The 11,873-nt window shown below is 67.2% G+C and carries 13 protein-coding genes; 7 read left to right on the top strand and 6 right to left on the bottom strand.

Going from position 1 to position 11,873, the window contains the following annotated elements; genetic code table 11:
• Positions 1 to 58: 58 nt before the first annotated feature.
• Positions 59 to 421 carry a hypothetical protein gene (locus BY998_RS20220; RefSeq protein ID WP_110353498.1) on the top strand — a complete coding sequence of 121 codons (363 nt, stop codon included), beginning with the start codon at positions 59 to 61 and terminating at the stop codon, positions 419 to 421.
• A gap of 14 nt (positions 422 to 435) precedes the next feature.
• Here BY998_RS20220 and BY998_RS20215 read toward each other — a convergent pair whose 3' ends face one another.
• Together BY998_RS20215 and ilvN are read right to left on the bottom strand one after the other, a co-directional pair.
• Positions 436 to 1,080: a glutathione S-transferase gene (locus tag BY998_RS20215; RefSeq protein ID WP_110353497.1), complete on the bottom strand. Its 645-nt coding sequence runs from the start codon at positions 1,078 to 1,080 to the stop codon at positions 436 to 438.
• Between the two features lie 62 nt (positions 1,081 to 1,142).
• On the bottom strand, positions 1,143 to 1,685 hold the full coding sequence (ilvN, locus tag BY998_RS20210; protein WP_110353496.1) for an acetolactate synthase small subunit: 543 nt from the start codon (positions 1,683 to 1,685) through the stop codon (positions 1,143 to 1,145).
• 117 nt (positions 1,686 to 1,802) lie between these two features.
• On the opposite strand from ilvN, the gene BY998_RS20205 reads away from it, so the two are divergent.
• Positions 1,803 to 2,672 (top strand): methyltransferase domain-containing protein, encoded by an 870-nt coding sequence (locus BY998_RS20205; protein ID WP_245421675.1) that lies wholly within the window; start codon positions 1,803 to 1,805, stop codon positions 2,670 to 2,672.
• A gap of 62 nt (positions 2,673 to 2,734) precedes the next feature.
• Here the strand turns inward: BY998_RS20205 and BY998_RS20200 are convergent, their stop codons facing one another.
• From BY998_RS20200 to BY998_RS20190, 3 genes are all read right to left on the bottom strand, one after another.
• Positions 2,735 to 4,510 carry an acetolactate synthase 3 large subunit gene (locus BY998_RS20200; RefSeq protein WP_110353536.1) on the bottom strand — a complete coding sequence of 592 codons (1,776 nt, stop codon included), beginning with the start codon at positions 4,508 to 4,510 and terminating at the stop codon, positions 2,735 to 2,737.
• Positions 4,511 to 4,839: 329 nt separating this feature from the next.
• Positions 4,840 to 6,495 (bottom strand): cache domain-containing protein, encoded by a 1,656-nt coding sequence (locus BY998_RS20195; protein WP_110353494.1) that lies wholly within the window; start codon positions 6,493 to 6,495, stop codon positions 4,840 to 4,842.
• A gap of 178 nt (positions 6,496 to 6,673) precedes the next feature.
• Positions 6,674 to 8,164: a protein adenylyltransferase SelO gene (locus BY998_RS20190; RefSeq protein ID WP_110353493.1), complete on the bottom strand. Its 1,491-nt coding sequence runs from the start codon at positions 8,162 to 8,164 to the stop codon at positions 6,674 to 6,676.
• 335 nt (positions 8,165 to 8,499) lie between these two features.
• Between BY998_RS20190 and BY998_RS20185 the strand changes: the two genes are divergently transcribed.
• Both BY998_RS20185 and BY998_RS20180 read left to right on the top strand, forming a co-directional pair.
• Complete coding sequence (locus BY998_RS20185) at positions 8,500 to 8,934, top strand: helix-turn-helix transcriptional regulator (RefSeq protein WP_181425577.1); 435 nt, start codon at positions 8,500 to 8,502, stop codon at positions 8,932 to 8,934.
• A gap of 137 nt (positions 8,935 to 9,071) precedes the next feature.
• Positions 9,072 to 9,260, top strand: coding sequence for a hypothetical protein (locus tag BY998_RS20180; RefSeq protein ID WP_110353492.1), 189 nt, complete (start codon positions 9,072 to 9,074; stop codon positions 9,258 to 9,260).
• Here the strand turns inward: BY998_RS20180 and BY998_RS20175 are convergent.
• A complete protein-coding gene (locus BY998_RS20175; RefSeq protein ID WP_110353491.1) occupies positions 9,257 to 9,586 on the bottom strand; it encodes a hypothetical protein in 330 nt (109 codons plus the stop codon). The genes BY998_RS20180 and BY998_RS20175 overlap by 4 nt on opposite strands.
• A 507-nt stretch (positions 9,587 to 10,093) precedes the next feature.
• Here BY998_RS20175 and BY998_RS20170 point away from each other — a divergent pair.
• The 3 genes from BY998_RS20170 to BY998_RS24870 form a co-directional block, all read left to right on the top strand.
• Complete coding sequence (locus tag BY998_RS20170) at positions 10,094 to 10,360, top strand: hypothetical protein (RefSeq protein WP_110353490.1); 267 nt, start codon at positions 10,094 to 10,096, stop codon at positions 10,358 to 10,360.
• A 239-nt stretch (positions 10,361 to 10,599) separates the two neighbouring features.
• Positions 10,600 to 10,998 carry a hypothetical protein gene (locus BY998_RS20165; protein ID WP_110353489.1) on the top strand — a complete coding sequence of 133 codons (399 nt, stop codon included), beginning with the start codon at positions 10,600 to 10,602 and terminating at the stop codon, positions 10,996 to 10,998.
• Between the two features lie 297 nt (positions 10,999 to 11,295).
• The coding region (locus tag BY998_RS24870; RefSeq protein WP_245421674.1) for a Hint domain-containing protein at positions 11,296 to 11,873 on the top strand (578 nt) is incomplete at its 3' end.

Genomic DNA, 11,873 nt, shown 5'->3' with positions numbered 1-11,873 from the left:
GCGAGGCAGTCCGGCGACGGTCGCGGACCGGCTCGCTGCTGAGGGGACGTTCGCAAAGATGGTTCTTCGCTCCGAAACTCCGCCGCCACCGGCCGACCGCGTTCCGGAGGCGCCCCCTCCCTCGCGCGATCCGACCCTTCCGCAGCTCAAGGCGGAGATCGATTCGGGCCGGACCGGCGATAAGAACCCGGCCCAGGACCCGGGGCTCTCGCCGCTCGGCACCGACGACGAGGCGGCCGGGCGCCCGGCGGAGACCTCCCGCATCGCCCTGGCTCGGGAAGCGGAGACGACGCCGCGCCGGAGCCGGGCCTCGAGGCTGCACACGAGCCACGGCGCCAACCGCTGGGTCATGCCGACCTATGTCGGCATCGTCCTGGCGGTCGCCGTCGTGATCGCGCTGGCGGTGTGGATCCTGCGGTAGAACCCGACGATGCCTCAGGCCGGAAGCGTCAGCCCTTCGCGAGCGAAGACCGTCCGGACGGCGGAGCGCTCGGACAAGCGCCGCGCATGGGCGGTCCAGGCGGGGAAGCGAGCCGGCATGTCGAAGCCGATGGTGGCGCCCCGCGCCCAGTTCCAGAACACCATCAGGTAGGGATCGACGATGCTGTAGCGCTCGCCCAGCGCCCAGCCGCCGTTCGAGAGCCGCACCTCGGTCATGGTGCAGAGATCGCCGAAGGTGTCGGCCCCCTTGGCGCGGATCTCGGGATGGGCCGCCTCGTCGGCGCTGTAGCGCTCCGGCCGGCGGACATGGGCGTAGGCGATGTGGTGGCCGGTCGAGAGCCAGGCGAGCCATTCGTCGACGACGGCCTGTTCGCGGGGATCGTCGGGTAGGAGGCCGGCTTCGGGATGCGAGCGGGCGAGGTGGCGCAGGATCGCTGCGTTCTCGGTGAGCACCCAGCCGTCCTCGTAGAGGGCCGGGACGCGCCCGCGCTCGTTCACCGCGAGGTATTCCGGCGCCCGCTGGTCGCCCTTGGCGAGATCGAGGCGGATCGTCTCGTAGGGCGCACCGATCTCCTCCAGCACGATGTGCGAGGCGAGCGAGCAGGCGCCGGGGGCGTAGTAGAAAGTGCGGGCGATCATGGAATCCCTCGTCGCTGCGGACGGCGCCCAGGAAGGATAGCGCCGTCCACGGGCAGGCCCAGCTACAGCGGCTCCGCGCCGCGGCCCATGGCGGCGATGCCCGTGCGGGAAATCTCCACGAGGCCGATCACCGTGAGGAGGCGGATGAAGCGGTCGATCTCCTCGGTCGAGCCGGTCAGCTCGAACACGAAGGAATTCAGCGTGGCGTCGAGCGTGCGGGCGCCGAAAGCGGAGGCCAGCCGCAAGGCCTCGCTGCGGTGCTCGCCGGTGCCCGCCACCTTCACGAGGCAGAGTTCGCGCTCCAGCGCCTGCCCCTGGAGCGTCAGGTCGACGACCCGATGCACGGGGACGAGGCGGTCGAGCTGCGCCTTGATCTGGTCGATCACCGCGTCGGTGCCGGTGGTGACGATGGTGATGCGCGAGATGTGGCGCGCCTCCTCCGTCTCGGAGACGGTCAGGCTCTCGATGTTGTAGCCGCGGCCGGAGAACAGGCCGGCGATCCGGGCCAGCGCGCCGGGCTCGTTGTCCACGATCACCGCGAGCGTGTGGCGGTTGACGGTCTCGACCCGGGTGGGCTCGGGGTAGTGGGTGTTCATCGCGTTCATCTTGCAGCGTCCCTCGTCTTAAACTGTTGCACCCCCGGCCGCGGCCCGCGCCGAGGCGCTGGACCCGCCCGCCGACGGCGTGATACCGGCCGCGCCATGGATCGGCGCCAGCGTGTCTTGAATCTCGTCGTGCCGCAGGGCCGAACCGGCGTCGAGATCGGTCCCCTCACGCATCCGATCGTCCTGAAGAGCGACGGCGACGTGCTCTACGCGGACCACCTTCCGACGGAGGAACTCCGCCGCCAGTACCGAGGCCACCCGACGCTCGGCCCCGCCGGCATCGACGGCATCCTGCCCGTTGACGTGGTGCTCGGGCCCGGCGGCCTCGCCGAGGCGCTCGGCGCGCGCGGGCCGGTCGATTACATCGTCGCGTCCCACGTCGTCGAGCACGTCCCCGATCCAATCCGCTGGCTGCGCGAGGCGGGCGACGCCCTGCGGGAGGGCGGCGTGTTCTGCCTCATCGTGCCCGACAAGCGCTTCACCTTCGACCATTTCCGCACACCCACCAGCGTCGGCGCGCTCGTCGCCGCCCATCTCGCGCGTCTCGAGCAGCCGACGATCGCCACGGTCTACGAGCATTTCGCCCGGGCCTGCCCGGTCGATGCGGGGCGCATCTGGAAGGGTGAGGCCGTTCCGGTCAGGCCGATCAGCGGCGGCCCCGGGGAAGCCCTGTCGATCGCCGCCGGCATCGCCGAGACCGGCGGCTCCGTCGACGTGCATTGCACGGTCTTCACACCCTACAGCTTCGCCCGCGCGCTGGCGGAAGTGATCGGCCTCGATCTGCTGCCGTTCGAATGCGCGGCCCTGGAGCCGACGCGGGTGCGGGAGGACGAGTTCTTCGTGCTCCTGCGCAAGCGCAGCGACCGGACGGCGGCACAGCGTGCGGCGAGCGTCCCGCGTCTCGACCCACGCCGCCACGACGCCCTTCCGCGGCCGGACTGGCGACAACGGCTCGCCGGAGGCTGGCGCCGGGGCCTCTCGCGATGAGAGCCCCGACACCGGTGCTGTGATCGGGCCGCGCATGGCCGGGCCGTCGAGGGAAGAGCCGGTCAGACCAGCATCTTGCCCTCGGCCGAGATGACATCGCCGAGTTCCACCCCGGTCTCGCCGAGATAGTCGGAGAGCAGCATCTCGTTATGCGCCTTGCCCGAGGGGATCATCGGGAAGCAGTTCTCGGTCTTGTCGACGATGCAGTCGAAGATCACGGGACCGTCATAGTCCAGCATCTCCCGGATCGCCGCGTCGAGCTCACCGGGCTTCTCGCAGCGGATGCCCTTGGCGCCGTAGGCCTCGGCCAGCTTGACGAAGTCCGGCAGGCTCTCCGAGTAGCTCTGCGAGTAGCGCGAGCCGTGCAGCAGCTCCTGCCACTGGCGCACCATGCCCATGTACTCGTTGTTCAGGATGAAGATCTTGACCGGCAGCCGGTACTGCACCGCCGTCGACATCTCCTGGATGTTCATCAGGATCGAGGCCTCGCCCGCGATGTCGATGACGAGACCGTCCGGGTTGGCGAGCTGCGTGCCGATCGCCGCCGGCAGGCCGTAGCCCATGGTGCCGAGGCCTCCGCTCGTCATCCAGCGGTTCGGCTCATCGAACTTGAAGTACTGCGCCGCCCACATCTGGTGCTGACCGACCTCCGTGGTGACGAAGGTCTTGCGGTCCTTGCAGGCCTCGTAGAGCCGCTGCACCGCGTATTGCGGCTTGATGATCGTGCCCGAGGGCCAATAGGCGAGGCAGTCGCGCGACTTCCAGCGGCTGATCTTGTTGAACCAGTCCTCCATCCGCGCCTTGTCGGGCTGGCGCGGCAGGGCGCGCCACTGAGCCAGCATCTCCTCCAGCACCGCGGCGCAATCGCCGAGGATGCCGACATCGACCTTGACGACCTTGTTGATCGAGGAAGCGTCGACATCGACGTGAATCTTCTTCGAGAACGGCGCGAAGGCGTCGAGACGGCCGGTGATGCGGTCGTCGAAACGGGCGCCGATGCAGATCATCACGTCGCAATCGTGCATCGCGAGGTTGGCCTCGTAGGTGCCGTGCATGCCCAGCATCCCGAGGAACTTGTCGTCCGAGGCCGGGAAGGCACCGAGGCCCATCAGCGTGGAGGTGACGGGAAAGCCCGTCTCGGCCACGAGCTCGCGCAGGAGCCGCGAGGCCTCCGGCCCGGAATTGATGACGCCGCCACCGGTGTAGAAGATCGGCCGGCGCGCACCCGCCATCAGCTCGACCGCGGCGCGGATTTTCTCCGCGTCACCCTTGACCGGCGGCTTGTAGGTCTTGTGGCCGTCCTGCTCCGGGCGGCTGTAGACGCCGGACGCGAACTGGATGTCCTTGGGCAAGTCGATGACGACCGGGCCCGGGCGCCCGTGGCTCGCGACGTAGAACGCCTCGTGCAGGATGCGCGGCAAGTCCTCGATCGATTTGACGAGGTAGTTGTGCTTCGTGCAGTGGCGCGTGATGCCGACCGTGTCGCATTCCTGGAAGGCGTCCGAGCCGATCAGGTGCGTCGGAACCTGGCCGGTGACGGCGACGAGCGGGATCGAATCCAGCATCGCGTCGGTCAGTCCGGTGACGATGTTGGTGGCACCCGGGCCGGAGGTGACGAGGACGACGCCGACCTTGCCCGACGAGCGGGCGTAGCCCTCGGCGGCGTGCACCGCGCCCTGCTCGTGGCGGACCAGCACGTGGTTGATCGTGGTCTCGTCGAAGAGCGCGTCGTAGATCGGAAGCACGGCGCCGCCCGGATAGCCGAACAGGGTATCCACGCCCTGATCCTGGAACGCCCGGATGACCATCTGGGCACCGGTCATGACCTCGCCGCTCATCGACTCCTCCATCAATCCGTTCTTCGTGGTCCGGTCCGCATGTCGGCCCGCTGGATTTCGCGCAACAAAAAAGGGCCCCGAGGGACCCTGCATGCGCCACCGACCGGGTCTGCCGGGCTTGTTCTCAAGCCCGCCCCGTCCGTGGCGCTTCCGTTACGATAAGACCCGTGCGCATCGTGGATCCGTCTGCCGACCACCCGCCGATCATCGACGGAGTGAGGGGCGCGGAGTAAGCGATCCCCGCTGTCCCGTCAATCCGTACGATTTTTTTTCATCACCGTGACGGCGGCAGAGCTTGAGAGCACTGCCGGTTGCGCGGCGGCTGTGCTTCAGGCCGCGCGGATCGTGCCGAGGAAGCGGCCCACCTCGACCTTCAGATGCTCGGATTGACGCGACAGCTCGGAGGCCGAGGCGAGCACCTGGGCGGCGGCCGCCCCCGTCTCGTCCGAGGCCCGCGCGACGTCGGCGATGGTCGTCGTCACCGCGCCGGTTCCGCTCGCCGCCTGGGCCACGTTGCGCACGATCTCCTGGGTGGCCGCACCCTGTTGCTCCACAGCCGCGGCGATGCCGGTGGCGACGCCGCTGATCTCGCGGATACGCGCCGTGAAGTCGCCGATGGCGGCCACCGCCTCGCCGGTCGCACCCTGCACCCGGCCGATCTGGCTCGAGATCTCCTCGGTGGCCCGCGCGGTCTGGCTGGCGAGATCCTTGACCTCCGCGGCCACCACCGCGAAGCCGCGACCGGCCTCGCCCGCCCGCGCCGCCTCGATGGTGGCGTTGAGCGCTAAAAGGTTCGTCTGCCCGGCAATAGTGGAAATCAGCCCGACCACGTCGCCGATCCGGCTCACGACCGTATCGAGTTCATGGACGAGGGCACCGGTCCGATCGGCCTGCGCCACGGCGCTCTGCGCCAGCGCGGACGAGTTCGACACCTGTCGTGCGATCTCCTGCACCGAGGCGCCGAGTTCCTCCGCCGCCGCCGCGACGGTGCCGACGTTGGACGCGGCTTCCCCGGCCGCGGCCGCGACGATGCAGGAACGGCTCGCCGTCTGTGCGGCGGTGGCGGACATCGAGCCGGCCGTGGTCCTCAATTCGGAGGCCGAGGTCGAGACCGTGCCGAGAACGCCGCCAATCGCCTGCTCGAAGCGTTCGGCAACGGTGCGCAGGGCGTGCCGGCGCTGCTCCTCGGCCGAGGCCCGGGCGAGCGCCGCCTCCTCTTCGAGGCCGCGCGTGCGGATCAGGCTCTCCTTGAAGACCTGCACGGCCGCGGCCATGCCGCCGATCTCGTCGCGCCGGTCCAGGCCCGGCACCTCGGCCGCGACGTCTCCTTCGGCGAGCCGGGTCATCGTGACGCCGATCCCGGTGAGCGGGCGAAGGACGCGGCGGATGCTGAGCCAGAGCAGGCCCATGGCGGCGAGGATCATCAGTCCGCCGACGAGGGCCGCCTGGTGCATCATCCGGTCGAGGCCGGACAATACGTCGGCCCGCTTCAGGCCGACATAAAGGATACCCGAAACCTGGCCGTCGGCCCCGCGCAAAGGCTCGTAGACCGTCAGGTAGGGCGTGCCGAGAATGTCGGCCTCGCCGCGATAGGTCTCGCCGCGGCCCAGCACGGCCTCGTGAACGGGTCCGGCCGCGAGCCGGGTTCCGACGGCGCGGCTGCCATCCGGCTGACGCAAGGTGGTTGCGACGCGAAGATCTCCCGCGAACACGGTGGCCGTGCCGCCGGTGACGCTGGCGACCCGATCGACCGCGGCTTCGACTGCCGAGCGGTCCTGGTGGCCCGATCCGAGGCCGGTGCGCAGGAGGCGCAGGCTGCTGTCCAGGGCATCGCCGGCCCTGGCATGCATGACGGCGCGCGCCTCGTTCAGGAGGTAGCCGCCCACAGCCAGCGTCGCGACCAATACGATCAGGCTTCCGAGAACGGCGACGCGGCTGGCGAGGGACAATCGAATCGTCCGTCGCGCGCGGTAAACTTCAACCATGACAACTCCTTCGGCGAAGGCCTTTCGCCCGCGCCCCAGAAACTGTCAGCTATCGCCGCATCCTTACCAGAGACTTGAAATATTCCATTCTCTCCGAAGTCCAACTATAGCATATGTTAATCGATACTGTTGTCACGGTATCTTGTGGCACGCTCCTCACCGAGGGAATTATTCTTCCTCAAGTCCCGCAGAAAGTGCGATATCCCCGTCCGCCGCCCTCGGGAGCCTCGGCGTAGCGCGCGAATCGAGGCTGATCCTCATAGGGCCGCGTCAGAATCGTCAGCAGGGTTTCGAAGGGTCCGAAATCCTGGCGCTCGACGGCGGCCTCGATCATCTCCTCGACGCGGTGGTTGCGCGGAATGTAAGCGGGATTGACCGCGCGCATCGCCCGGCTGCGCGCCGCCGCATCCCCCGGCTCATCGGCGAGCCGCCGGTGCCAGCCTTCGGCCCAACGGTCATAGGCCGTGGGGTCGATGAACAGGCCGCGCACGGCCTCGACCGCCGCCGGCCCACCCTCGGCACCGGGCACGGCCTCGCACAGGCGGCGGAAGGTGAGGGTGAAGTCGGCGCCGTTCTCGGCCATGGCCTTGAGCAGGTCGCTGGCCAGTTCCGCGTCCCCGTCGCGCGCGGTCGTCAGCCCGAGCTTGCCCCGCAACCCGCCGAAATAGGCGGTCTCGAACTGCCCGGCGAAGCCGCCGCGCGCCGCCTCGGCCTGCGCGACGCCGGCCGCCTCGTCTTCGGCAAGCAGCGGAACCAGCGCCTCGGCGAGGCGCGTGAGGTTCCACAGAGCGATGCGCGGCTGGTTGCCGTAGGCGTAGCGCCCGTGCCGGTCGATGGAGGAGAAGGCGGTCGCCGGATCGTAGGCGTCGAGGAAGGCGCAGGGCCCGTAATCGATCGTCTCGCCCGCGATCGACATGTTGTCGGTGTTCATCACGCCGTGGATGAAGCCGACATGGAGCCAGCGCGCGACGAGCTCCGCCTGACGGCGGACGACGCCTTCGAGCAAGGCGCGATAGGGCTGCTCGGCCGCCGCCGCCTCGGGATCGTGCCGAGCGAGGACGTGGTCGGCCAGCGTCCGCAGACCCTCCACGTCGCCGCGGGCGGCAAAGAATTGAAAGGTGCCGACCCGGATGTGGCTGGAGGCGACCCGGGTGAGGATCGCACCGGGCAGGACCGTCTCACGGATCACGCGCTCGCCCGTGGTGACGGCGGCCAGTGCCCGCGTGGTCGGAATGCCGAGGGCGTGCATCGACTCGCTGAGGAGATATTCCCGCAGGACCGGCCCCAGGGCGGCCCGACCGTCGCCGCGGCGGGAGAAGGGTGTCGGACCCGATCCCTTGAGCTGGATGTCCCTTCGGCGCCCATCGCGACCGACGACCTCGCCCAGCAGGATCGCGCGACCGTCCCCAAGCTGCGGAACGAACTGTCCGAACTGGTGCCCCGCATAGGCAGCCGCCAACGGCTCCGCGCCCTCGGGCACTCGCCGCCCGGCCAGCACCTCGATCCCTCCCGGTGCTTCGAGCGCATCGGGATCGAGGCCGAGTTCGTGCGCGAGAGGCCGATTCAATCGCACCAGCCGGGGCGCCTCCACTGCCGTCGGCGCGACCCGCGCGTAGAAGCGGTCCGGCAGGCGCGCGTAGCTGTTGTCGAAGGGCAGGGGCAGTGTCATGGGCGAGCACCCGGTTCGAGGCGAGGTCGGCCGGAGCCGTGCGAGCGGTACAAGCCTCGGACGCACCGGGCGGTTCGCGAGACGGGAAACGCCGTATTCGTCCGAAGGCCAAGCGGAGCCGTGCGTAAGATCGACGCTTCCGCCCTGACGTGAGCACGATCGCACGCCCTGACAACCATACCGGCGCACCGATGATGTCGAATCGATCGATCGGAGCGGTCTCGAAGGATTCGGTGGACTGGGGCAACCAAATCGCTCACTTCTAAGTTGCTACACCCCACCCATGTGATCGGCGGCAAATGCGCGGCCGATTGCCAAAGCCGGAATACCGTATCATGAGCCTCCCCAGCGCGATGCCAAAGCGGGCAACAGAGCAGGATCGTATCGTCGGCGAGCGTATCGTGGCGCTCCGCAAGGCGAGGGGCCTGAGCCAGACTGCACTCGGAACCGCGGTCGGCGTGACCTTCCAGCAGGTGCAGAAATACGAGAAGGGCACGAACCGGGTCGGCGCCGGGCGCCTTCAGGAAATCGCCCGGCTGCTCGAAGTGCCGGTTTCCGCTTTCTTCGACGAGGGTGACGGAGCCGCCGGCGACGTGCAGACGGAAGTGTTCAGCTTCCTGCGCACGCCCGGTGCCATCGATCTGCTCCGCGCCTTCGACGCGATCGAGGACGATCAGAAGCGCCGTGAGGTCCTGGCGATCGTCCGCAGCGCCGCTCGCCTCGCTGCCGCCGCGTCGGAGAACGGCCCTGCCCACACATCCGTGAGCTGACACGCCAGGGATCGCGCGCCCCGCGAGGCGCCATCGCGACGGTCGGGCGAGTGGGGAGAGGTGTGCACCCCTCGAGGCTCCCGGACCCGGCTGCCCGACGGGTGGAAGGATCGCCCTGGGAAAGATAATCTCCCGGGATGTCTCGCCTTCGCCGGCTCGTCGATCCCGCCATTCTCGTGCTCATCCTGTCGCTGGTGGCCGGCAGCCTGTGGCTGGGCACGCATGAGCATGACAGCGATTTCGGCGCCGGCTTCGTCCTGGGGTTGATCGCGGGCGGATCTCTGGCCTTCATGGCCCTCGGATCTCGACGCCGGGGCGCAGATTAGCGGGCGTCCGAGCGGCGCCGGAAACCGCTCAGAAATCGCGTGAGGCCCGCGACGACACCCGCGGCTTCGTTCTCCCGCTCCGCTGCCGATGGCTCCGCATCCGCCCGACTGAAACGTTTGCCGGCCTCGAACAAAACCTGCTCGACCAGCGGCGGCCACTGCACCTCGTGCTCCTCGAGCAACCGAGCGGCGCTCACGAAAGCGATGAACAGCTCCCGCGACGGCGGTCGTTCCGTCGTCTGTGCTTCCAGGATGCGCTCAGCCGCCAGGGTCGCCAGGCGCGAGACCTCGCCGATCTTCTCGGATTGTGTGCCGGCACTCGCCATGTCGGCTCGCTCCTCAGCCCGCAATCGCCCTCGATGCGCCGGCCGCTTGCCGCTCTCACCCCTCCGAAACGACATCGGCTGGATCGATCACGAGCGCATCACTCCGAAAGGTGATGGCCGAATGCCGAAAAAAGAGGATGGGAGACGAACACGGCGTGTCTCCCCCCGATCGCATTTCCAGGGCGATGCTTCGCCGGGCGCGATGATACCGCACCATCGGGACAAGCACATCGCTATCCCGCCGACGGGACGCAGCGATCGATCTGCGCTCGAACGCACAAACAGTCTGTGAGCGACAGAGGCTGGCCGAGACACCACGGTCCCGCATCGATCTCATTCGGATCGACCGATTGGACTGCAAGGTATCTGATATATTTGGTGGGCGCACTAGGGTTCGAACCTAGGACCCGCTGATTAAGAGGCACAGCCAAGTCATTGATCCCGTGGGGAAGCGTTGGAGCGACAAACCCGTTCCGCAGAGGCGTTGGAACGAGTAATTTCACCGACATGGCTGATTCCTCCCCTACCGTCGGCGAGCTCTTCAAGGCCAAGGTCGTCACCCATGACGACCTGAACGCCCTGGTCGATGCCGTGCTCGGCGGGCGGATGGAGCAGCGGGCGGAACTCGGCGAGGGCTACACGCTCGACGTGGCAGCCGCCGTGAAGGCAAACGCCTTCGCTACCGCTGTTCTGCGCGACAAGACGAACACAACTGGTGCTAGGCGCACTGCCGTCCGCACGGCGATCCTGCTGGCGCGGGCGCAGAAGGCGTAAAGGGCTTGCCTCGGGACACCGGTCATATGTTACGAGCCGCGCAGGCTTGCGAGGCCGCCCCGATGGCCTCCAAAGCTTAGGCTCCCGCAGGTGTCGGCAACCATCTGCGGGAGCTGCCGAGCGCGCCGCTGAGATGCGGTCCCTGCTGGCGCGGGCGCTGAGGGGCTGATCCGGCGCCGCAAGGCTGGGGTAACCAAGCGCCGCTATGCCGACCGGCCCAATCGCAGCCGGCAGCACTGATGCTCCTTCCCGAACTCGCGTCCGATCCGCTCCCGCTCGAAGCCGCCGAGTGGCGCAAAGCCTTCGGCATCCTGCGCCCGACCTCACCGCCCTGCCGCTACGTCAACCCCACGGCCTGGGCGAACATCCACGAGGCCTGCACCGATTTCATCGAGCGCTACGGTGCAGACGCCGTACGCCTGGGCTGGACAGCGACCGAACTGTTCGGCGTCCACCCCAAGCACGGCCTGCTGCGAGTCGATTGGTGCGGGGTGATGATCACGGGCGGACACAAAGCGATCGGCATCGAGCCGAACCGGATCCTGTTTGGCAACGTCAGCGGGTACCGCAACGTGGCCGGCGCTCCCGCTGGCATTCCGGTGTGGGCGTTTGCGGTCAAGCATGGAGTGCGCAGCTAACGGCTCGGAACGATGCGCTTTGAATGTAGGCCAACTGTCTGTGAGTAAAATTTCGAGTAATTTCGGGACATTTGCTGAATAAAAATCGCCAGCAAGTGGCGCATCGACTTTCTCAAAATTTCGATGTCGAGCCTATGATTGTAAAAAGTTTTACAATGCATTAAATTAGATTGCAATTACACGAGAAAACTCGTGACACATATCGATTCTTAATGTTTTTTTTGCTGTTGCGCTGTGGTTACAGCATTGATCTTATGTACGTGCGATAACTGCCAACGAGTTATTTGGGAGAAGAAAATGGCCCAGAACGACGATATTTCTAATGCCACACCTATTACAGTTTCTAGAATTTCTCAATCAACAACAGATGCTACTAGCGCAGCAGGAGAAGACACTAGAGTTGGGCCGGAGGGAGCGCCGAGCGGAAAGACTGTTTGGTTTAGCTACACGGCGCAACAAAACGGTCCTGTCACCCTCGGGACTCGCGGCTCCGATTACGACACGACGCTACAGGTCTTTGCCCTTACAAATCCGGCTGCAAGCGCATCATACGGCAACCTAACTGAGGTGGCATCAAATGATGACGGACAATTCGGGGGCGACCCAAACAATCTTGACTTCTTTAAAGCGGGCCTGACGTTCCAGGCTGTTGCGGGTCGCACTTACTACGTACAGGCAGGTGGTCGCCAGGACGATGTTGGCGGTATTGAGAGTGGCAATCTTGTGCTCGATGTATCACCTGTAGTTTGTTTCACCACCGGCACCCTGATCCGCACCGCCCGGGGCGAGGTCGCGGTCGAGGATCTGCGCGTCGGCGATCTGGCCGTCACCGCCTCGGGCCTGCTGCGTCCGATCACCTGGATCGGCAACCGCGA

This window comes from Methylobacterium sp. B4 (assembly GCF_003201865.1).
In the GTDB taxonomy this organism is placed as follows: domain Bacteria; phylum Pseudomonadota; class Alphaproteobacteria; order Rhizobiales; family Beijerinckiaceae; genus Methylobacterium.
Note: the sequence above shows the minus strand (reverse complement) of the source record. Positions and strands in the feature narration are given on the sequence as shown.